Genomic DNA, 21,431 nt, shown 5'->3' with positions numbered 1-21,431 from the left:
ACCCGGTCTTGCGACCGGGCCGATGATATTGCGTTTTAGTGTTTCGAACTTGCTCAGCTGCACCCGCTCGTAGCGCCGCACGTGTCGCACTTCTCGCAGGTCCCGTTCCGCACCATGGTAAAGTTCTGGCACTCGGAGCAGGAATTGCCGGTGTAGCCTTGCAGCAGTGACCTGGCGCGGCGGTCGGCGGCGAGTTTCTTCGCCTCGGCCGCTTCATTGGCTGCGGCGTCGGTGAACAGCGCCGCCGTGGTATCAGAGGCTACGGAAGCAGAGCCCGCCGCTTCCTCGAAGGCGATGTCTTCCGCCAATTCCTTGGCCCGATCCTCATAGTCGCGCTTGTAGGCGATCGCCTCGTCGCTGGCGGGCTTCAACGCCAGCACGTTGGAGCCGGAGAAGGCGGTCGGCGCCGAGCGGGCAGGGGTTCCTGCGGAACCGGCGAAGCCTTTCGGCTCGTTGCCGATCGCCCTGGAAACCAGCTTCACCGGCGAACCGCGGGTCAGGCCCTTGGAGACGGCGTCGGTCTTGCCTTCGCTGATGTTGCGGCCAAGTGCGGTGTTGGAAAAGTCCGACTGGTCGACATGGGCGAGGTCGTTGCGGCCGAGATAGGAAATCGCCAATTCCCGGAACACGTAGTCGAGGATCGACGTCGCGCTCTTGATGGCGTCATTGCCCTGCACCATGCCCGCCGGCTCGAACTTGGTGAAGGTGAAGGCATGCACATATTCGTCGAGCGGCACGCCGTACTGCAGGCCGAGCGAAATCGCGATGGCGAAGTTGTTGAGAAGGCCACGCAGCGTGGCACCCTCCTTGTTCATGTCGATGAAGATCTCGCCGAGGCGGCCATCATCATATTCGCCGGTGCGCAGGAAGATGGTGTTGCCACCGATCTTGGCCTTCTGCGTATAACCCTTGCGGCGGCCGGGCAGCTTTTCTTGCTCGCGCGACACGCGTTCGATGATGCGCTCGACGATCCGCTCGGTGATCTGCGCCGCGCGCGCTGCAGCCGGGGCCGCGATCAGCTGCTCGACCGCATCGTCCTCGTCCTCCTCGCCATCGGCGAGCAGCGAGGCATTGAGCGGCTGCGACAGTTTCGAGCCGTCGCGGTAGAGGGCGTTTGCCTTCAGCGCCAGCTTCCACGACAGCATGTAGGCGCCCTTGGCGTCTTCCACCGTCGCATCGTTGGGCATGTTGATGGTCTTGGAGATGGCGCCCGAGATGAAGGGCTGCGCCGCCGCCATCATCTGGATGTGGCTGTTGATCGAAAGCGAACGCTTGCCAATCTTGCCGCAGGGGCTCGCGCAATCGAACACGGCGAGGTGTTCAGCCTTGAGGAACGGCGCGCCTTCCAAAGTCATCGCACCGCAGACATGGATGTTGGCGGCCTCGATGTCCTTCCTGGAGAAACCCATCGCCGGCAGCATCTCGAACGAGAAGTCGTTGAGCTGCTCGTCGGTGAAGCCAAAGGTCTCCTTCACCCAGTCGGCGCCGAGCGTCCACTGGTTGAAGACGAACTTGATGTCGAAGGCCGACTTCAGCGCCGCATTGAGCGCCGCGATCTTGTCGTCGCTGAAACCCTTTGCCTTGAGCGAGCCGGGATTGATGCCGGGCGCCTGGTTGAGGTTTCCGTGGCCGACCGCATAGGCCTCGATCTCGGCGAGCTGGGCTTCGGAGTAGCCGAGCGTGCGCAGCGCTTCCGGCACGGCGCGGTTGATGATCTTGAAGTAGCCGCCGCCGGCGAGCTTCTTGAACTTCACCAGCGCGAAGTCGGGCTCGATGCCTGTGGTGTCGCAATCCATGACCAGGCCGATCGTGCCGGTCGGCGCGATGACGGTCGCCTGCGCATTGCGGTAGCCGTGCTCCTCGCCAAGTTCGATGGCGCGGTCCCAGGCGGCTTTCGCATGCTCGACAAGCGCCTGCTGCTTGAGATCGGAAGCGACCAGCGGCACCGGGTTGACGGCCAGCTTCTCGTAGCCGTCCTTGTCGCCATAGGCGGCGCGGCGATGGTTGCGCATGACGCGCAGCATGTTCTGGGCGTTGCGGTCGTAGTCAGCGAAGGCGCCGAGCTCGGCGGCCATTTCGGCCGAAGTGGCATAGGCCATGCCGGTCATGATCGCGGTAAGTGCTGCGCAGATGGCGCGGCCCTCATCCGAGTCGTACGGAATGCCCGAGGTCATCAGCAGGCCGCCAATGTTGGCGTAGCCAAGGCCGAGCGTGCGGTATTCATAGGATTGCTTGGCGATCTCCTTCGACGGGAACTGCGCCATCATCACCGAGATTTCGAGGACGATGGTCCACAGCCGCACCGTATGCTCGTAGGCAGCGATGTCGATCGTGCCGTCGGCATTGCGGTAGGGCAGCAGATTGATCGAGGCAAGATTGCAGGCCGTGTCGTCAAGGAACATGTATTCCGAGCACGGGTTGGAGGCCCGGATCGCACCCGCCGAAGCGCAGGTGTGCCAGTCGTTCATCGTCGTGTTGAAATGCAGGCCGGGATCGGCAGATGCCCAGGCGGCGTAGCCGATCTTTTCCCAGAGATCCCTGGCTTTCAGCGTCTTCAGCACCTTGCCGTCCTTGCGGGCGGTCAGGTGCCAGTCGGCGTCCTGCTCGACGGCGCGCAGGAAATTGTCCTTCAGCGATACCGAATTGTTGGAGTTCTGGCCCGAAACGGTCAGATAGGCATCCGAATCCCAGTCGGTGTCGTAGGTCTTGAACGACATCGAGGTGTAGCCCTGCTTGGCGAACTGGATGACGCGGTAGATGTAGTTCTCCGGCACCGCGTCTTTCTTGGCCGCCTTGATCTCGCGCTTCAGCGCGGTGTTGATAGCCGGATCGAAGCAGTCGTCGCCATTGCCTTCGCAATTGACACAGGCCTTCATGATCAATTCAAGATGCTTCTTGACGATCTTGGAGCCGGTCACCAGCGAGGCGACCTTCTGCTCTTCATTGACCTTCCAGTCGATGAATTCCTCGATATCGGGGTGGTCGGCGTCGACAATGACCATTTTCGCGGCGCGGCGCGTCGTGCCACCCGACTTGATGGCGCCCGCGGCGCGGTCACCGATCTTGAGGAAGCTCATCAGGCCGGACGAGCGGCCGCCGCCGGACAGCTTTTCGCCTTCGCCGCGCAGCAGCGAGAAGTTCGAGCCGGTGCCGGAGCCGTATTTGAACAGGCGCGCCTCACGCACCCACAGATCCATGATGCCGCCCTCGTTGACGAGGTCGTCCTGCACGCCCTGGATGAAGCAGGCATGCGGCTGCGGATGCTCGTAGGAGGACTTCGACTTGGTCAGCTTGCCGGTGAAGGGGTCGACATAGAAGTGGCCCTGGCTCGGGCCGTCAATGCCGTAGGCCCAGTGCAGGCCGGTGTTGAACCATTGCGGCGAGTTCGGCGCGACGCGCTGGGTGGCCAGCATATAGGCAAGCTCATCGCGGAAGGCGCGCGCGTCTTCCTCCGACGTCTTGAAGTAGCCACCCTTCCAGCCCCAGTAGGTCCAGGTGCCGGCCAGCCGGTCGAAGACCTGGCGGGCATCGATCTCGGACCCGTAGCGCTCGGCTTCCGGCAGCTTGGCAAGGTCGGCCTCGTCGGCGACGGAGCGCCACAGGAAGGAGGGGACGTCGTTCTCCTCGACCTTCTTCAGCCGCGCGGGGACACCGGCCTTGCGGAAATATTTCTGCGCCAGGATGTCGGCGGCGACCTGGGAGAACTGCGCCGGCACATCGATATTGTCGAGACGGAACACCACCGAGCCATCCGGATTCTTGATCTCGGAAAGGGCCTTGCGGAATTCGATCTCCGCATAAGCTGATTGGCCTGGCTTGGTGAAGCGACGCTCGATGCGCATTGGTCCGGTCCTTTTGTCTATATATAGCGCTTTCGTCAGGGGATTTCTGCCCCCAAATGCGAAACACGCATGTCCGCCGTGTGCCGGCGTTCGAAAACGGCCGGCTCTCCCACTTCGCAGTCTCCGCCGCGTGCTGGTCAAAACTCCTTGCGAAGCGCCTGTCCAACTCGCAGACGGACCCCGCGGGTCCCTCAAAACTGATTTTTTCCGAGTCCCTCACTCCAGGGAAATTCACACTATCTAGCGTCGAACCTACCTGCAAACACTAAATATAGTATTAACAGACAATTTATTCCAGTCCGACAATTCTCCCTTTCGTCGCCCCACCACCCCACAATCCCAACGCTTCCGCCGGCCTCGTAAACAGGCGGAAATGCGGGCAAAAACGCACATAATCCGGGAAAAAGACCGGGCTCAGAACTTTCCGGTCGCACTCTCAACAGGAGCGCATGGCCTATAAAAGGCGACTCGTTTTGCGCCGTCAAGGATTCGTTTGCGTAGCTTTTGTGACCCCAACATCTTGTGTGTCACACATGTGGATAACGGGGATAGAAATGCGCCGCTGCGATTGTCATTGCAGCAGCGGGTTTGCGCGCCGTTGACGCTCAGTAGGCGCTCGTCCGAGGTAATCTGGGTGGCAGCGAAAGCCTGTCAGGCCGATATGCCAGATATCAGCCGTAATGCAGCTTCGGCTTTGGCTCGGTGCCAGTGAACTGTACACCGATCCGATCGTTGCGGCGCCAGCGGACTTCGCAGCGATAGGCGATGCCGTCGAGCGGCACGTAGAGAAGGAAACGATCGGGAACCCGCGACTCGAGCGGTATCTTCAACTCGGCGCCGCCCGCATGCTGGTTGCGCAGCGTAACGGCGACTTCCGAGTTTTGAATGCCGGTGATGACGGAACCGCCCTTGAGCACACGTGGGCGGTGCTCGCGCTTGGAGGCGTCGGAATCTTGCTTAAGGGGGTCTACAGAGTTTGCCATCGATCAATCGCCAGATTGGCCGGTTCTTAGCGAAGAAAAATTAGCAAACCATTCATGCGGCACATCACCTGATTGTGAATCCGCCGTAGAACACGCGCAAGATGTCGCTTAGGAGAATCTGTGCGGGTCGGCGCAGAAATAGGCGATGATCTGGCAAAGGTCTGGTTCATTGACCATGCGCACCGCTTCGCTGGAATTGACCCATTTGCGGGTGCGCGAATGCTTTTCCTTCCAGCGGTCGGCGATCTTGTCGACGTGCAGCGGAAACACCAGCACCTCGCAAGGCACTTCTTCGCCTGATGCCAGCACCTTGGCATAGAAGTAACGGCCGGCTTCGAGATGGGAGATGTTTCCGCGCAACCCGGCTTCCTCGCCGGCTTCCCGCGCCGCCGCCTCGCAGAGCGGCTCCCTGGCCTCCGGCCAGCCCTTCGGCAACACCCAGCGGCCCGTATCGCGGCTGGTGATCAGCATGATCTCTACGCCATTCCCGGTATCGCGCCAGGGCAGGGCGGCAACCTGTAGACGGCACGGCGCGGTGCCGAAGAGTCGCCGGACCCTTTCAGCCAGATGGTTGTGCGTCGTTGGCCTTGTCAACATCGGAGAAGCTAGCCCCAGCCTCCAGAATCGTTTGCCGCCTTACGAATCTTACGGCTAATTATCAGCAATAAAAGTAAAAACTTTGGTCGGGCTGGCCGATTTCCGCCAACAAGGGTCGATTTCACAGGATATCTTGCTCCGCGGACCCGTCCACGGAAGCAAAAATTGTCGTCGGCGACGGTTTAACTGGAAAAAGCGGCGTGTTGCGAATCAGCCGGCGTGATCGTCGGCGATCGGCTTCTGATAGGTGAAGCCCATATCCCAGGGGAAATAAATCCAGGTGTCCTGGCTGACCTCAGTGACGAAAGTGTCGACCAGGGGCCGGCCTTTCGGCTTGGCGTAGACGGTGGCGAAATGCGCCTTGGGCATCATCGCGCGCACGATACCGGCGGTCTTGCCGGTGTCGGTCAGGTCGTCGATGATCAGCACGCCGGCGCCATCGTCGGCAAGCAGCGCGGGCGTGATTTCCTTCAGCACCTGCAACTGCCCCTGGCTGGTGTAGTCGTGGTAGGAGGCGACGCAGACCGTCTCGATGATGCGGATGCCGAGCTCGCGCGCAATGATCGCCGCGGGGACCAGACCGCCGCGGGTGATGCAGACGATCGCTCTCCATTGTCCCTTGTTGGCGCCGGAGAGCCGCCAGGAAAGTGCACGGGCGTCACGATGGAACTGGTCCCAGGAGACCGGGAAGGCTTTTTCGGGAAGGGACATTTTTCGCGCACTCCGCAGCACGCGAAGGCCGCGTGCACAAAAACAGGGGAATGCGCGCGGAATTAACTGGAAACCCTTGGACTTGGCAAGGGCGACCGGCAGCGATGGCTGTGGACTTATCGCGACAGGAAGGCTGCCACCTGCGTTGTGCGCAACACTGTGCGCGTCACCCCGCCGAACAGGAGCTGGCGCAGCCAGGAGTGGCTGTAAGCGCCAAGCACCAGGAGGTCGGCGCCGGTCTCGGCGACCCTGTTCTGGATCATGTCGTCGATCGAGGTGCCGCCCGATTCCTGCACCGACACGCTGACGTTGGCGCCATGGCGCGACAGGGCCGACGCGATTTCGGCACCGGCGGCTTCCGGGCTTTCGTCAAGGCTGTCGGGCGGATCGATGACCAATATGTCGGTTTTCTCGGCCTCGATGATGAAGGGCAGGGCGTCAAAGGCGGCGCGGGCGGCTTCCTTGCTGCCGTTCCAGGCGAGCAGAACATGTTTGAAGGTGGTGACCAGCGGGCCAGCGCTCGGCACCACCAGCACCGGCCGGCCGGCATCATAGACCAGCGTGTCGACATCGGCGCTCGGATCGCCGCCGGTCTCGCGCTGGGCGGCGACAATGAGATCGGCGGCGCGCACGCTCGAAATGCCGGTCAGCGCGCTGTCGCCGGAGAAGCTCTCCAGGCTGCGCCATTGGAAGGAGAGGCCGGAATCCTCGATGCGCCGGAGAAAGACGGCCTGCAGCTTGTCGGCCCGCTCCCGGTTCATGTCGGCCGAGACCTGCAGGAACTCGGTATCCGGGAAGCCGGTCGCCGACGTGTAGGGCACCGGAAGCGCCTCGGCATGGATGCCGATCAGATGGCTCTCGAAGCGGCTGGCGAGCGGAATGGCGCAGTCGAGCACGCGCTCGGCGTCCTGCTCGTTCTGCAGAATGGCAACGATGGTCTTGAAGCGCATGGTGATCCCTCAATCTGGCGAGCCTTGGAGCTCGCGTGCAGGGAAACGTCGGCGCGCCGTGCTTGGTTCCGGCTTCAAGCCGATCAGCTTGCCTTGGCGGCGAAACCCGCCACCATCGCCTCGACATCGGCGCGCGCGGCCTCGAGCGCCTCCTGGCTGCGGGCGCGAACGACCAACTCGGTCCAGAACTTGCCGTCGCCATACTTTGGATAGGAGCCGATGATCGTGTCCGGATGCGCCTTCTGGATCTCACCCAATGGCCCGCCGACAAGTCCTTCGCCGAACGGACAGTGCACCGTCGCCGACAGCATCTTCGTGCCGGTCTTCAGCGTCGGCACGACATTGTCGAGCATGGCCTGGAAGATCGAGGGCACGCCGGCCATGACGTGGACGTTGCCGATGCGGAAGCCGGGCGCCACGGACACCGGGTTGTCGATATGGTCGGCGCCGCGCGGCATCCGCGCCATGCGCTTGCGCGCCTCGGTGTATTCGATGCCGCGCGCGGCGTAGCTCTCGCCCAGCATGGCATAGGCCTTGGCATCGTATTCGCAGGGAACGCCGAACGCCTTGGCAATCGAATCGGCGGTGATGTCGTCATGGGTCGGGCCGATGCCGCCGGTAGTGAACACATAGGTATAGCGCGCACGCACGGCATTCACCGCAGCTATGATCTCGTCTTCCTCGTCGGGAACGATGCGCACTTCCTTCAGGTCGATGCCGACAGCCGTCATGATATCGGCGAGGTGGCCGATGTTCTTGTCCTTGGTGCGGCCGGACAGAATCTCATCGCCGATGACAAGCATGGCGGCTGTAACGATTTCAGGCATGGAGGGCTCCAGGACGGGTCGCCTGAGATAGCGCGGCGCGTGCCTGTCGGCAATGCCACCCGGGCGGTGAACAATCGCCCCTGTTCGATGCGAGGTTGCGGCGCAACCGGCTGCGGGTAAGCTCAAACTGGTTCTGGTCCGGGTGAACAATGCTGATATCGATCCTGTCGTGGCTGCTGGCCCTGTTGTTCCTGCTGGCGGTCCTGGGGATCGTCTGTCTGGTGCTGGTGACGCTGTGGATCGCGGCGAAGGCGCAAAGACTGGTTCCGCCGGTCGGAAAATTCATCGAGATCGACGGCAACCGCATCCACTATGTCGATGTAGGCCACGGGCGGCCGATCGTCTTCCTGCACGGTCTTGGTGCGCAACTCCATCACTTCCGGCACACGCTGTTCGGACATTTCGGCCCGGGCTACCGGCTGATCGCGCTCGATCGGCCGGGATCGGGCTATTCGGTACGCGCCAACGGTGCCACCGGCCGCTTGCCCGAGCAGGCAGCCCTGGTGTGCCGCTTCATCGAAAAATTGGGATTGGAGAGGCCGCTGGTGGTCGGCCACTCGCTGGGTGGCGCCGTCACGCTGACCCTGGCCGTGGAACACCCCGAGGCGATTTCGGGCATCGCCTTGCTGGCGCCGTTGACGCATCTGGAAACCAGGGCACGCCAGCGGTTCGACCTGCTCTACATTCCCTCGCGCCTGCTGCGCTGGATCATGGCCTACACCGTGGCCATACCGCTGAGCCTGCGCTATGCGCGGCCGACGATGGAGTTCATCTTCGCGCCGCAGGCTTTTCCCGCGGACTACATGGTCGACGGCGGTGGCTGGCTCGGGCTGCGGCCAGTCCATTTCCAGGCAACGTCCGCCGATGTCGTGGCCGTCGAACAGGATCTCGGCCGCATCGAGCAACGCTATGGCGAGATTGCCATGCCCGCCGGCATCCTGTTTGGAACCGCCGACCGCGTCATCGACATCCGCATCCATGGCGAGCCGATGCGAGGCAAGATCGAAGGGCTCGATTTCGAACCCGTTGACGGCGTCGGCCATATGCCGCAGTTCGTCGAGCCCAGGCGGGTGATCGATTTCATCGAGCGGATTGCCTCCCGCGCGTTTCCATCACCACAGCCTCACGACAATTTCAATGAACCAACCGGCTGACTGCCGGGTTTACCCCGTGTCGCACCCAAGGCGACCAAGACACGGAGTAATGCAATGTACAGGAAACTTCTCGCAGCATCGGTTCTGACGATCGGTCTCGCCACGTCGGCGATGGCGCAATCGTCGGACGCCGCATATTCCAACCATCACAACTGGTGGCCGTTCGGCAACGAAGAGTCTTCAGGCGTCGACCAGAACACGACTGGAAGCATCAACGGCGACCGCTCGGGACTGGATACCCTTGGTAGCTCGGGCTCGGCCGGCCCTTGTGCCTACAACACGGCCGGTCCTGACGCGAATGCTCAGGGCAACGTGAACGATCAGTATTGCGGTAAATAGTTCAGCCGCTGGGCAGCCGCTGACCGTCGGACGTCGTCTCTCCTGACGTCTGCGGTCGGCGCCCTGCCTGTTCGTGCCGGCAAGTTCTCTTCAGACTTTTCCTGGAATTGCTCAGTCGGACACCTCGGTCTGCGGCCGGTCGCGGCCATCCGCCAGTTCCTCATGCCATTTGCCGTCGGCATCCTCATACTGGATGCCGTCCGTCGCGCCTGCCACCTGCTGCTCGGCCGAGGCGATCTCGGCGGCGCGCAGCGCATCCTGATGGGTGGGAAATGTCTCCGAGAAGGTCGAACCGACCTTGTAGGCCCAGCCGCCGTCATGCTCGACGATCTTGTAAGTCAGCTTCGCCATCAAAACCTCCGGTTGAAAGGTCCGCCTGCTCAATGCAGCCGGTCGTCGGACAGCCTGTCGTCGGGCACCAGCACTTCCGATTCCCTGGCGGCTTCGATCAATGCCCGTCGCGCTTCCGCTGTCGAACGATAACCTTCCAGCACTTTGAGGCAAGTGTCGAGAGCATCACGATGGCGCGGGCCGCGATTGAGCGGCCACACCGTCATCAGGCACTCCGCCGCTTCCTGGGTGCTGCGGATATGGCGATATTTGCCGACATGGCCGAGTTCGACCACCACCGGCGTTTCAAAGGGTTTGTTGTCCATCATGGCCGCAACGCAAAACAGCCAATTTGGTTGCAAAAGTGGCGCGGAACCTGCGCCCAAAAGTCGCGTCGCGTTTGCGACGCGCTTTAGCTCTTTGTTCGATGCATGTCGTCGTCCCAAAACCGGATCCACTTTTGGGCGACATGCACGGGCGTCTCAGTAGTCGCAATCGTTGCGCAGCCAGCGTGCGTTCGCCCAGCCGGTCGTGCCGCCGATTTCGACCTGATACCAGTTGCCGCGTCGGTCGAAGATTTCGGTGTGATCGCCATTGAACAGCTGGCCGATCATCCGCGATGACGAGTTTGGCCGTGTCCGCACAGCAAGAAAGCCGCTACCGGTCGCCAGATTGTAGCGGCCGGAGAGGCCGTGCACCGTACCCTCGCAATATTGCGCAACGCTCGGCGTCGATGCACCGAGCCAGAACCCGGCGACAGTCACAAGCGCTGCAGCCGGCAAAAATGCCCTGAACGACATGATTTCCTCCCAAGCCCGGCCGCGCCCGCCGCAGCCTCACCCAACGTAACAGTTTGCGGCCAGAATTGAAGCAGGCTGTTGCAAACGGCTGGGCAGGATCATGCCGGTATCAGGAGGATGGGGCGATCAGCCCGCCGCTTTCATCCAGTGTTCCATCGTCGTCACCGAGCGGGCGAGCTGCGGCGCCGGATGGATCTTTTCGCTGAATGTGGCGGCCGCGCGCCAGCCCCAGCGTGGATCGGCGAGGAAGGCACGCGCCAGCGCCACCATGTCGGCGCGACCTTCGGCGATAACAGCCTCGGCCTGCTTGGGATCGTCGATCAGGCCGACCGCGCGCGTCGGGATGCCGGCGCCCTTGCGCACGGCTTCCGCCAGATGCACCTGATAACCGGGGCCGGTGGGCAATTTCTGCAAAGGCGAATTGCCGCCGCTGGAACAGCAGAGATAGGCGACGCCCTCGGCCTTCAGGGCCTTCGCCACCTCGATCGCATCCTCGACGTCGAAGCCGCCATCGACCCAGTCCTTCACCGACAGCCGCGTGCCGAGCATCAGCTTCGGCACCGCTTTCTTCACCGCCCTGGCGATTTCGACGACAAGACGCATCCGGTTTTCCAGCGAGCCGCCCCAGCGGTCCGTCCGCTGGTTGGACAGCGGCGACAGAAACTGGAAGATCAGGTAGCCATGCGCGGCATGCAGTTCGATGAAGTCGAAGCCGGCGCGTTCGGCCCGCCTTGCCGCTTCGGCGAAGCGCTCGATGAGTTGCAGGATCTCCTCGTCCTCCAGCGCGTGCGGCACGTTCCAGCCGGTGTCGTAGGCGATGGCCGAGGCCGAGACGGTCTGCCAGGGATCCTCGTTTGGCTGCAGCGGCCCGCCGCCTTCCCAGGGCTTGCGGTTCGAAGCCTTGCGGCCGGCGTGCGCCAGCTGCGTGCCGAATTTCGTGCCCGGCGCGGCGACGCGTCGTGCCGCGTCCAGTGTGCGGCGGGCTGCGGCTTCGTTGTCGTCGGAGTAAAGCCCGAGGCAGCCATGCGTGATGCGCCCGCGCCGCTCGACATCGGTCATCTCCACCGTGACCATGCCGGCGCCGGACATGGCCAGGTTCATCCAGTGGTAAAGATGCCAGTCGCTGGCCGAGCCATCCTCGGCGGAATACTGGCACATCGGCGCGACGGCGATGCGGTTGGGAAAGCTCAAGCCGTCGAGCGTGATCGGCTGGAAAAGCGATGTCGTCATGAAAGGACTCCGGAGAGGAACGCGCTATTTAGGCAACGGAACTCTGCCATACCACACACGAGAGAGTGAAGCGCGCTCTGGACCAATGGCTGCCCCAATTGCGCCGGCGCCGGTTCGCGGCTACGCCTGCGCCCGGCAGCAAATACCGAGGTGTCCAATGGAAGATCGCATTCGCATCCGCTCGGAAGAGGTTCTCTCCGACGACTGGGCAGTGCTGAAAAAGACCGTGCTCGACTATCGCCGGCGCGACGGCCAGTGGGAGACGCAGGTCCGCCAGACCTATGATCGCGGCGATGGCGCGGTGATCCTGCCCTACGACCCCGGCCGTTCGACGGTGCTGCTGGTGCGCCAGTTCCGCTATCCCGCCTACGTCACCGGCCACCGTGAGCCGCTGATCGAGGCCTGTGCCGGGCTGCTCGACGAAAACGATCCCGAGACCGCCATCCGCAAGGAAGCCGAGGAAGAGCTCGGTTACCGGCTGAACAAGATTGAGCGGCTGTTTTCGCCTTACATGAGCCCGGGAAGCGTCACCGAGCGGCTGTGGTTCTTCGTTGCCCGCTATTCGCCCGCCGACCGCATCTCGGCCGGCGGCGGCGCGCCGGAAGAAGGCGAGGACATCGAGGTTCTGGAAATGCCGCTCGACGAAGCGCTGGCCGGCATCGCCGACGGCCGCATCGTCGATGCCAAGACGATCATCCTGATCCAGCACCTGAAATTGTATCCGATGAAGGCCTAGTCCGTCGAAGCTAGCCGAACACTTGCCTTACGAGCTGGGCTGCGGACAGGCCGGCACGTCCATTTCACGGATGAAGTTGCGCAAGGCCTCCATGTCCCGGGACAGAGGCCGATCGTCGGAATAGTGAGCGACGTTGTCCCGGACCATTTGGTAGATGGTGTCGGTACCAGGTGCGCGTGCGCCTCGCTGCGCCAGAAAATCATGTGCCTGCGCGGCTGCCATGAGTTCGATCGCCAGGATGTATTCCGCGTTGTCGATAACCGCCAGCAGCTTGTTGGCTGCGACGGTTGGATGAGCAAGAAAATCCTCTTGCAGGCCGGATGTGACGCCGCCGTCGGTCGCCGCCGGGGCGGCCAAACGCCGATTGACGTTGCTGAGCGACGTGGCCGTGTATTGGGCGATCATGAAGCCGGAATTGGCTCCGTCCTCATCGGCAAGAAAGGCCGGCAAATTGTTGACAAGTGGATTGACGAGACGGTCGATCCGACGCTCGCTCATTCCAGCCACCTGCGCCAAAGCGATGGTCAGGCCGTCAGCGGCCTGCCCAAGGGCAGGCGCCACCGCATGCGCTTCTGAAACAACCTGAGGATCGTTCAAAGACCCGAATACGGCGGGATTGTCGGTGACAGCGGCCAATTCGCGGTCGACCAGCTCGGCGGACCGGCCCAAGACCTCCCGGGCGGCGCCATGAACATGCGGCACGGCGCGAAGACTGAGCGCGTCCTGCGTGCGGCTGCCATGGGCCAGCGCGATAAGCTCGCTGCCATGGAGCCAGCCACGCAGCGATTTGCCCACGTCCTGAATGCCGGGTGAGGGCCTCATCGCCAGGATTTGCTCGCCAAAGGCCGGCATTTGCGCGCCTGCGGCTTCAAGCGTCAAAGCCGCCGCAGCGTCGGCCCATCCCAACAAACGCTCCGCGCGCAGCACGGCGATGCTTGTCAGGCCGGTCGCGCACGCGGTGCCATTGACGAGGCTCAAGCCTTCCTTGGCGCCAAGCTCCAATGGCTCCAGACCCATTTCAGCCAGGGCCTCGAGCCCGCTCATCGAGCGACCTGCCACGGTTGCACTGCCTTCACCGATCAAGACCAGCGCTACATGCGCGTTGTGCGTCAAATATCCAGCCGATCCCCGGGACGGCACGTCGGGAACGCAATCGCGCTCGATAAAGGTGAGCAAATTACGGACGATCGCAGGGCTCACGCCCGAATGGCCATGCGCGAAATTTGCCACCTGAGCGGCAATGATGGCGCGCACGCCACGTCTCGGCACGAGGTCACCTACGCCGCACGCATGACTGCGAATGATATTGCGCGACAGTTTCTTTTGCAGGGCAGGCGCCACAATCTTGCTTGCCAATGCGCCGACCCCGGTATTGACGCCATAGGCGCGGATGCCTTTTTCGACGATGGCCGCTACGATCTGGTTCGCAAAAGCGATCCTCTCCCACGCTGCCTGGCTAAGCGCCAGGGATTCGCCTTCGCTCACCCGAGCGATATCGCGCCAGCTGGCGTTTCTATCTATCGTTATTGTCATTGCCCGTTCCGAAATAGCGCTGCGGATGCGCAAGCGCTGTTGGCCCACTCGAAAGGCGGCGGGAGAAACTTACTCTTGGCTCCGTACCGCACAACCGCGATGCACAATGGCGATGGAATCGGCGACTGATGCGACTGGAGCGACGTCGTGGGTTATAAATTCTGATCCAGGTGGCCTGCCACCCCAAGCTCGAAGAGCGAAGGGTGGTGCGGACGACGGGAATCGAACCCGTACGATCAGAGATCGAGGGATTTTAAGTCCCTTGCGTCTACCAATTCCGCCACGTCCGCAGGCCAGCCCTTTTCAGATGCCTGACACAGGCCGTCAAGTCGTGTTCTTGAGCTGCCTGAACGCGCACCCCAGAGGAGGGGGCGTGGCGATACTGGTGCGATCGCGGAATTATCCGTGCCGCGCGCAATGAGTAGGGTGTTTGCACGGCGGACTTGATCCGCCGAGGCCGGCGTCTACCAGGCCCAACCCATTCCCCCGCCCACTGGGGGCGCCGGCCGCCCCTCTCGTCGAAATTGCTGGTCACCTCACAGCCGTCGCTCGCCGATCGCTGTTGGCCGCGCTCAGAATTTGTAGCTCAGATTGACGCCGACGGTGTTCAGCTTCGTGTCCTGGTCGCGGCCGACGAAATCGCTGGACCCGTTATAGTGTTCGGAGCCGAAATCGTAATACCGATACTGCGCGCCAACGACGAATTTGTCGGTCAGCGCGTAGTCGACGCCGGCACCCACGGTCCAGCCGACATTCGTGCGTGTCTCGGAGAAGGCGGAGCCTGCTGATTGCGACGTCTCGATCCCGGCGAAGGCGACGCCGCCTATGCCGTAGACCAGCACACGATCCATCGCATACCCGGCCTTGGCGTTGACCGAGCCGAACCATTTGATGTCGGTACCAACGACATTTCCGGGCCCGCCGAGCTCCGCCGTGCCGTCGATCGTGGAATAGTTGAGGTCGGCTTCGGCGCCGATCACCGCCTGGTCGAACTGCCACAGGCCGGCGACGTGTCCGCCGACGAAACCGCCGTCGACGTCAGGTGAGACGGAAAACACTCCGCCGTCGTTTCCCGAGATGTCGGACCGACCCCAGCCATAGCCTGCCTGCAGGCCGGCATAGTATCCGGTCCAGTCGAAGCCAGGCGCGGTCATCGGAACATCGACTGTCGGGTCGGCTGCGAAAGCCGGCAGGGACAGTGCGGCAAGAAGACCGGCACTTGCGACGACAAGGCGATACATTCGAGCTCCCCGGACGAAGAGTCGGAAAGATCCTCAAGGCAAGGTAACCCTATCTGCCGCAAAACGAAATCGGATTTCTGGCAGCAGCCGATGCGATCCGCCGCGTCGCAGTCGGCAGGCCGTGGGCACGCGGCATTGCCGTGCGAAGCGTCGCTGTGCAAGATCGGCGGTTTGCAGGGAGAAAATCCTGATGAATGCCCTGGTCCGCCTGATCGCCGCAACTGCCATCACCTTGTTCGCCAACGGCCTCGCCATGGCCGAACCCTTGACGCTCGGCATCGCCAAGGCGGCGGTGATATCTGATCCGGTTTCGGGACGAGAATCACTCAGCCTCAAGATGACACTGGATAGCGCGAAGCTGTTCGCCGACTTCACCAGGGTGAACATCGGAAAGGTGGTCGATCTCAGCATCGACGGCGCCGTGGTGATGTCGCCGCGGCTGATGGAGCCGATCATCGGCGGCGAGATCATGGTCGGCGGAACATTCGCACCGGGCGAACTAGAGCGGATCGCCGAAAAGATCTCATCCGGTGGTGTCAGCGTTACGGTCGATGCGAGAGCCGAGCAACCGGGCGGGTGAAACAATCGCTGTCCGCAAACTGGTCCTTGGATATCTGTTCGTCTCTCCCGATATCAGTCCGGGCGGCAAACTGAAGGAGCATTTCATCGTGGACGTGCCCGGGCCTGACAGAATGACAATCACCTTGATCGGCGGCCCCACCGCGCTCATCGAGATCGCCGGAATCCGCTTTCTGACCGATCCGACTTTCGACGTGCCCCAAGCTTATGACGCGGGCGCAGTCCGGCTGGTCAAGCAGTCCGGTCCGGCCATTGGTATCGACAGTTTGCCGCCCATCGACGTGGTGTTGCTCAGCCATGACCAGCACCTGGACAACCTCGATCATTCAGGTCGCGCTTTCCTGCCTCGCGCGTATCGAGTGCTCACGACCGAGGTTGGTGCAAGGCGCCTGGGCGGCTCGACGGAGGGGCTGGCTCCCTGGCAGAGCGTTGAAGTTGATGTATCGGATGGCCGGCGCCTACGTGTGACGGCCACGCCCGCGCGGCACGGTCCACATGGCATTGAGCCGATCAGCGGCGATGTTGTCGGCTTCGTCTTATCGCTCCATGGCGAAGGTGGCCCGAGTGTCTACATCTCAGGCGACACCGTCTGGTTCGACGGCGTGGCCGAAGTCGCGCGCCGTTTTGACGTCAGGGCCGCAATCCTTTTCACTGGCTCGGCCAGGCCACGCGGCGCCTTCCATATGACCATGGACAGCAATGACGCGATCGAGGCGGCCAATGCCTTCTCCGATGCGACGATCATCGCGATCCACAATGAGGGTTGGCAGCATTTCACCGAGACGCAAAGCGAGCTTGCCCATTCCTTCAAGGCGCTCGGTATCGCAGGGCGTTTGAAGCTTCTGGAACGTGGCATTGCCGTCGACTTGCAATTGTGAGGCTGTTCAAGCCGGTCGTCACCTCTGGCTACGCGCGCCGACATTTGCGAGACTGTTCGTAACCGAAGGAATCGCCTGATGCCGACTGCAAAGACCGCCAGTGCCGCCAAACCAAGACCGTGGGCCGATATGGCGACGCATCTGGTCGACGTCGCCATGGGCCGCAAGCCCGCCGATCTGGTCATCCGCAACGGCCGCTGGCTGAACGTTCACTCCGGCGAGATCATCGCCGGCACCGACATTGCCATTGCCGGCGGCCGCTTCGCCTATTGTGGGCCGAATGCCAGCCACGCCATCGGCCAGGGCACCAAGGTGGTCGATGCCGGCGGGCGCTACCTCGTGCCCGGCCTCTGCGACGCGCATATGCATGTCGAGAGCGGCATGGTGACGGTGACGGAATTCTGCCGCGCCGTCATCCCGCACGGCACCACATCGATGTTCATCGATCCGCACGAGATCGCCAATGTGCTGGGCTTGCCTGGCGTGCGGCTGATGCATGACGAAGCGGTGGCGATGCCCATCAACGTGCATGTGCAGATGCCGTCCTGCGTGCCTTCGGCGCCTGGGCTGGAACACGCAGGCGCGGAACTGACGGTCGCGGATGTCGCGGAAGCGATGACATGGGAAAACATCATCGGGCTCGGCGAGGTGATGAATTTTCCAGGCGTCGCCGCCAATGATCCTGTCATGTCGGGCGAGATCGCCGCGACTGTGAAAGCGGGCAAGACGGTCGGCGGCCACTATGCCTCGCGCGATCTTGGCCTGCCGTTCCATGGCTATGTCGCCGGCGGACCCGAGGACGATCACGAGGGCACGCGCGCCGAGGACGCCATCGCCCGCGTGCGTCAGGGCATGAAGGCGATGCTGCGGCTGGGCTCGGCCTGGTACGACGTCGCCTCGCAGATCAAGGCGGTGACCGAAGGCGGTATCGATCAGCGCAACTTCATCCTGTGCACCGACGACAGCCATTCCGGCACGCTTGTCCACGAAGGCCACATGGACCGGGTGGTGCGCCACGCCATCCAACAGGGGCTGAAGCCGGTGACGGCGATCCAGATGGCAACGATCAACACCGCCCAGCATTTCAGGCTGGAACGCGAGATCGGTTCGATCGCGCCGGGGCGGTTGGCCGACCTGCTGATTGTCTCCGATCTCGCCGCAATGACCATCGATGAGGTCTATGCGCGCGGCGTCAGGCTGGCCAAGGGCGGCAAGCTCGACATCGACATTCCGGCCTATGACTACCCGAAGACGGCGAAAAACACCGTCAAGCTGGGCAAGAAGCTGAAGGCCGGCGATTTCGACATCGCGGCCCCCAAGGGCGCTAACGAGGTGCGGGTGCGCGTCATCGGCGTCATCGAGAACCAGGCGCCGACAAGGGCGCTGGAGGCGGATCTTCCTGTCGAGGACGGGCTGGTTGCCATGGATCGCCGCAACGATGTCTGCCAGATCGCGCTGGTCGAGCGGCACAAGGGCACGGGCGGCGTCACCAACGCTTTCGTTTCCGGCTTCGGCTATATGGGCGATTGCGCCATGGCGTCTAGCGTGGCGCATGACGCCCACCACATCATCTGCGTCGGCACCAACAAGCAGGACATGGCGCTGGCGGTCAACCGGCTGGGCGAAGTCGGCGGCGGCGTCGTGCTGTTCTCCAAGGGCAAGGAACTGGCGCTGGTCGAAATGCCGATTGCCGGGCTGATGTCGGACGAGCGCGCCGAAATCGTCGCCGCCAAAGCCGAAAAACTGACCGAGGCGATGCGCAAGATGGGCTGTTCCCTGAACAACGCCTACATGCAGCACTCGCTGCTGGCGCTGGTGGTCATTCCGGAGTTGAGGATTTCCGACGTCGGGCTGATCGACGTGACGACGTTCCAGAAAGTCGATCTGTTCGTCTAGGTATGTCGATATTCGGATGATGTCGGCCTGCGAACTACATACGACGAGGCAGCATGACCACGGCCAAGAGAACCTTTACGCGGCGCGAGCCGAAGCAGCAACGCTCGCAGCAGACCGTGGACTGCGTGCTCGAGGCGGTCCAACTTGTGGTGAAGCGTCACGGGACCCAGGCCATCACCACGAATCGCATCGCGGAGGCCGCCGGCGTTAGCGTCGGGTCGCTTTATCAGTACTTCCCCGACAAGCGCGCAATCTTCACCGCCCTTCATGACCGACACGTCGACGATGTACGGCAGGTCATCGGGCAGACGACGGCTGCCTACGCCTCGGCTCCGCTGCAGGAATTCACGCGCGAACTCGTCCGAGGTCTGGTGAACGTGCACGTGGATGCTGCGGAACTGCACGAGATTGTTTCGTCCGCCGTTCCGGAGGGCGCTCTTGGCTTCAGGAACGCGCTGCATCACACGTTTGGGCGAGTGCTGTCACGCGCCGACCAAAAGCGATACAGCCTCGACGAGACGGAGCGAATGCTTTTTGTCCTTCCACGCATGGTGGAATCCCTTGTGCACGGAGCGGTCCACCAGGTGCGCGCGCTCTCGCGTGATGTCGTTAGGAGCGAGGCGCTCCGTACCGTACTGGTCTACGTGAATTCTTTTTAGCGCACCGCACCGAAACACTACTGAAACGACGCGGCGTTCTCGGCGGCCCATTGAGCGAACGGGATTGGTTCCCGCCCAGTTACTCGTTTTACCCCGTCCGTCACCGTGTCAAGTCGGCCCTCGCGCACCGCGCGCCAGATGTCCACAAGGGCATCGACGTAGGGGCCTTTCCCGGCCCATTCGACGGCGTCGGTGTACGCCTGCCGGTCGGATATTTCCTCGAAGCCGACGGGCTTGCCGATGGCTCTGCCTATCGTGGCCGCCATCTCCCCATAGGACAGCGCCTTACGGCCGGTGATCACCAGTGCCTGGCCGTCGTGGTCGCGCGTGGTCAGGGCGGCCGTGGCGACGGCAGCGATGTCGTCTGGATGGATGAATGCGATCTTGCCCCGACCCGTAGACGAGCGCAGCACGCCCTCGCGGCGGATGGATTCCGACCAACCGAGCGCGTTGGACATGAATCCGGCCGCCTGAATGAACGTGAACGCCACCCCGCTTGCCCGAATGGCATCCTCGCCGCGTGCATGCCACGGACCGGTGCCAATCCCGGTTCGCACGTCCAAGGTAGAGAGCTTGACGATGTGTCGTACGCCTGCGTGGCGGGCAGCGAAGGAGACCGCGCGATCTCGCTTCTCGAGATCCGATCCATCAGTCAGGAGGAATATGCCGTCGACCCCAGCCAGCGCAGTGGTTAGCGAGGAGCCTGGCTTTTCGAGGTCTCCGGTATGGATATCGACCTGGTCACCGAAAAGGGCCCTGGCCTTCTTCGCGCTGCGCACGAAAACGGACGGGCGTGCTCCGCAATCAACGAGGCGCTGGGTCACCCGAGAGCCGATGTTTCCTGTGGCGCCGATGATGAGATGTTTCACTGGAGCTGGCTCCAGCCACGGATCACCTCGAAGGCCATTCGCTTCTGGCCCGCCAGAGTGAAATGCAGACCATCGTCCATGAGCAGGTCGGAGGGAGGGGGGCTCCCCAGCGTTGAGAAGGCGTCGATAACCGGCCCGTCGCCCTCCCGGACGATCTTGGCGACGCGCGCCAGGTCTTCGTTGCGGAACCGAACCCCGAACCGGGCCAGGCCCCGATGGGCCGCTACCTGCGCTTCATTGACCGCAGGCGGAGTAATCCAGACGCAGTTCGCCGTGGTCTCTCCGGAAACGCGCTGCCGCAGCTCGGCAATGTTGCGTGCGGTCTCCTCATGATGGACGAGGGTCTTCGTGGGGCGCGGGCCTTGCGTGCGGGCATCATTCGTACCGAAGAGGAAGAGTATCCAGTCGGGCCGGGAATTGATGACATTTGCGACCCGCACGAGACCGTGCGTGGTCGTCTCGCCTGCGACTGCGCTGATGATCACCGAAATCCCGTCGGTACCGCGGCGCCTCGCCAGCATTTCCCTAAGGACTACCGCCCAAGATTGGGGATCGGACGTCAAGCTGTCGCCGAACGCCACTACCTTGTCCCCTTTCCGCAGGGGAAGGCGATCGACCATCGATGCCACGGCTGGGTCGGCAAGCAACGCGCCGGCTGCTTCCGAGGCCTCCTTTTGCATGCGGCCGAGTTCGGTCGCGTAGATCTCAACCGGCAGGCCGAGGAGGCCGGCATGAGCTTCCCTGTCGAGGCTGGGGCCTTCGGGGAGGGAGGCCAAGGTCGCCTCGGGCTGGATGACCTTCAAAAGCCAGCGCACTTGCTCGTCCGACATGGGGTTGACCTCGCAGTTGGATCCGTTTGCAGAACGAGAAAAAGGTAGCCGCACCTCTGGGACGTCGCTACTCGCGTTTGCTGGTTCATTAAGTTGTTGTAATTGCTTTGAAATCCTGCGACCCGCAGAGCCTTCATCAGATTCAGGGATCGTCTGGGAAGCACCTTTCACGTTCGGCGCCGAGAGTCCGCATTTGGCCGATATCGTTGATTTGGTCGGGTGTTGATCGGCCTTGGCCGCGTGATTCCGTCGTGCTGCTCGGATTTGGAGGGCGAGACGATGATTGGCACCCAGATTGCGCAAAGCCGCCATTCAATTTTGCAAGAAATCAAGCCAAACATGCCGACGTTCCTGCAAAGCAAATACTTGCCGAGCGGCTCAATCGCCCAGAAAACAAAGCCGTTCGGGATATTTCACGGGCGACTAAGTGCGCTCCGCTCCGGTTCT

21 protein-coding genes and 1 tRNA gene are annotated in these 21,431 nt (G+C 62.6%); 7 read left to right on the top strand and 15 right to left on the bottom strand.

The window, feature by feature from the left end; all coding sequences use genetic code 11:
• Positions 1 to 53 precede the first annotated feature (53 nt).
• The 6 genes from DBIPINDM_RS37905 to DBIPINDM_RS37880 form a co-directional block, all read right to left on the bottom strand.
• Positions 54 to 3,842: a vitamin B12-dependent ribonucleotide reductase gene (locus DBIPINDM_RS37905; RefSeq protein WP_258584050.1), complete on the bottom strand. Its 3,789-nt coding sequence runs from the start codon at positions 3,840 to 3,842 to the stop codon at positions 54 to 56.
• A 671-nt stretch (positions 3,843 to 4,513) separates the two neighbouring features.
• Entirely contained in the window at positions 4,514 to 4,825 is a 312-nt protein-coding gene (locus tag DBIPINDM_RS37900; RefSeq protein WP_258584049.1) for a PilZ domain-containing protein, read from the bottom strand.
• 108 nt (positions 4,826 to 4,933) lie between these two features.
• Entirely contained in the window at positions 4,934 to 5,422 is a 489-nt protein-coding gene (locus DBIPINDM_RS37895; protein ID WP_258584047.1) for an NUDIX hydrolase, read from the bottom strand.
• Between the two features lie 210 nt (positions 5,423 to 5,632).
• Complete coding sequence (gpt, locus tag DBIPINDM_RS37890; protein ID WP_172229339.1) at positions 5,633 to 6,133, bottom strand: xanthine phosphoribosyltransferase; 501 nt, start codon at positions 6,131 to 6,133, stop codon at positions 5,633 to 5,635.
• 116 nt (positions 6,134 to 6,249) lie between these two features.
• A complete protein-coding gene (locus DBIPINDM_RS37885; RefSeq protein ID WP_258584045.1) occupies positions 6,250 to 7,083 on the bottom strand; it encodes a universal stress protein in 834 nt (277 codons plus the stop codon).
• A gap of 83 nt (positions 7,084 to 7,166) precedes the next feature.
• Positions 7,167 to 7,910: a competence/damage-inducible protein A gene (locus tag DBIPINDM_RS37880; protein WP_258584044.1), complete on the bottom strand. Its 744-nt coding sequence runs from the start codon at positions 7,908 to 7,910 to the stop codon at positions 7,167 to 7,169.
• Positions 7,911 to 8,059: 149 nt separating this feature from the next.
• Here DBIPINDM_RS37880 and DBIPINDM_RS37875 point away from each other — a divergent pair, with 149 nt between their 5' ends.
• A complete protein-coding gene (locus DBIPINDM_RS37875; RefSeq protein WP_258584043.1) occupies positions 8,060 to 9,064 on the top strand; it encodes an alpha/beta fold hydrolase in 1,005 nt (334 codons plus the stop codon).
• A gap of 54 nt (positions 9,065 to 9,118) precedes the next feature.
• Positions 9,119 to 9,403, top strand: a complete 285-nt coding sequence (locus DBIPINDM_RS37870) for a hypothetical protein (protein ID WP_258584042.1) — start codon at positions 9,119 to 9,121, stop codon at positions 9,401 to 9,403.
• Positions 9,404 to 9,514: 111 nt separating this feature from the next.
• On the opposite strand, the gene DBIPINDM_RS37865 is transcribed toward DBIPINDM_RS37870, so the two are convergent.
• The 4 genes from DBIPINDM_RS37865 to DBIPINDM_RS37850 form a co-directional block, all read right to left on the bottom strand.
• Positions 9,515 to 9,754, bottom strand: a complete 240-nt coding sequence (locus tag DBIPINDM_RS37865) for a DUF2188 domain-containing protein (RefSeq protein WP_019857848.1) — start codon at positions 9,752 to 9,754, stop codon at positions 9,515 to 9,517.
• A gap of 29 nt (positions 9,755 to 9,783) precedes the next feature.
• Complete coding sequence (locus tag DBIPINDM_RS37860; protein ID WP_019857850.1) at positions 9,784 to 10,062, bottom strand: DUF982 domain-containing protein; 279 nt, start codon at positions 10,060 to 10,062, stop codon at positions 9,784 to 9,786.
• A gap of 153 nt (positions 10,063 to 10,215) precedes the next feature.
• Entirely contained in the window at positions 10,216 to 10,533 is a 318-nt protein-coding gene (locus DBIPINDM_RS37855) for an SH3 domain-containing protein (protein ID WP_258584041.1), read from the bottom strand.
• A 126-nt stretch (positions 10,534 to 10,659) separates the two neighbouring features.
• Positions 10,660 to 11,763, bottom strand: a complete 1,104-nt coding sequence (locus tag DBIPINDM_RS37850) for an NADH:flavin oxidoreductase/NADH oxidase (protein ID WP_258584040.1) — start codon at positions 11,761 to 11,763, stop codon at positions 10,660 to 10,662.
• Positions 11,764 to 11,920: 157 nt separating this feature from the next.
• Here DBIPINDM_RS37850 and DBIPINDM_RS37845 point away from each other — a divergent pair, with 157 nt between their 5' ends.
• The gene (locus tag DBIPINDM_RS37845) at positions 11,921 to 12,499 is read left to right on the top strand and encodes an NUDIX domain-containing protein (protein WP_258584039.1); all 579 of its coding nucleotides are present in this window, start codon (positions 11,921 to 11,923) and stop codon (positions 12,497 to 12,499) included.
• Between the two features lie 27 nt (positions 12,500 to 12,526).
• On the opposite strand, the gene DBIPINDM_RS37840 is transcribed toward DBIPINDM_RS37845, so the two are convergent.
• The 3 genes from DBIPINDM_RS37840 to DBIPINDM_RS37830 all read right to left on the bottom strand — a co-directional run bounded on the left by DBIPINDM_RS37840 (position 12,527) and on the right by DBIPINDM_RS37830 (position 15,273).
• A complete protein-coding gene (locus DBIPINDM_RS37840) occupies positions 12,527 to 14,032 on the bottom strand; it encodes an HAL/PAL/TAL family ammonia-lyase (protein WP_258584037.1) in 1,506 nt (501 codons plus the stop codon).
• A 204-nt stretch (positions 14,033 to 14,236) separates the two neighbouring features.
• A tRNA-Leu gene (locus tag DBIPINDM_RS37835) sits at positions 14,237 to 14,322 on the bottom strand.
• Between the two features lie 282 nt (positions 14,323 to 14,604).
• On the bottom strand, positions 14,605 to 15,273 hold the full coding sequence (locus DBIPINDM_RS37830) for an outer membrane protein (protein ID WP_258584036.1): 669 nt from the start codon (positions 15,271 to 15,273) through the stop codon (positions 14,605 to 14,607).
• Positions 15,274 to 15,463: 190 nt separating this feature from the next.
• On the opposite strand from DBIPINDM_RS37830, the gene DBIPINDM_RS37825 reads away from it, so the two are divergent.
• From DBIPINDM_RS37825 to DBIPINDM_RS37810, 4 genes are all read left to right on the top strand, one after another.
• The gene (locus DBIPINDM_RS37825) at positions 15,464 to 15,853 is read left to right on the top strand and encodes a SecDF P1 head subdomain-containing protein (RefSeq protein ID WP_258584035.1); all 390 of its coding nucleotides are present in this window, start codon (positions 15,464 to 15,466) and stop codon (positions 15,851 to 15,853) included.
• Positions 15,854 to 15,965: 112 nt separating this feature from the next.
• Complete coding sequence (locus DBIPINDM_RS37820; RefSeq protein ID WP_258589438.1) at positions 15,966 to 16,730, top strand: MBL fold metallo-hydrolase; 765 nt, start codon at positions 15,966 to 15,968, stop codon at positions 16,728 to 16,730.
• 78 nt (positions 16,731 to 16,808) lie between these two features.
• Positions 16,809 to 18,626: an adenine deaminase gene (gene ade, locus DBIPINDM_RS37815; protein ID WP_258584034.1), complete on the top strand. Its 1,818-nt coding sequence runs from the start codon at positions 16,809 to 16,811 to the stop codon at positions 18,624 to 18,626.
• A 53-nt stretch (positions 18,627 to 18,679) separates the two neighbouring features.
• Complete coding sequence (locus DBIPINDM_RS37810; RefSeq protein ID WP_258584033.1) at positions 18,680 to 19,285, top strand: TetR/AcrR family transcriptional regulator; 606 nt, start codon at positions 18,680 to 18,682, stop codon at positions 19,283 to 19,285.
• A 17-nt stretch (positions 19,286 to 19,302) separates the two neighbouring features.
• Here DBIPINDM_RS37810 and DBIPINDM_RS37805 read toward each other — a convergent pair whose 3' ends face one another.
• Both DBIPINDM_RS37805 and DBIPINDM_RS37800 read right to left on the bottom strand, forming a co-directional pair.
• Positions 19,303 to 20,154: an NAD(P)H-binding protein gene (locus DBIPINDM_RS37805; protein WP_258584032.1), complete on the bottom strand. Its 852-nt coding sequence runs from the start codon at positions 20,152 to 20,154 to the stop codon at positions 19,303 to 19,305.
• The gene (locus DBIPINDM_RS37800; RefSeq protein WP_258584031.1) at positions 20,151 to 21,296 is read right to left on the bottom strand and encodes an SGNH/GDSL hydrolase family protein; all 1,146 of its coding nucleotides are present in this window, start codon (positions 21,294 to 21,296) and stop codon (positions 20,151 to 20,153) included. Before DBIPINDM_RS37800 ends, DBIPINDM_RS37805 begins: the two co-directional genes overlap by 4 nt.
• Positions 21,297 to 21,431 lie beyond the last annotated feature (135 nt).

Origin of the sequence: Mesorhizobium sp. AR02 (assembly GCF_024746835.1) — a bacterium.
GTDB lineage: Bacteria > Pseudomonadota > Alphaproteobacteria > Rhizobiales > Rhizobiaceae > Mesorhizobium.
The sequence above is the reverse complement of the archived record's forward strand: the minus strand, read 5'-3'. Positions and strand labels throughout refer to the sequence as shown.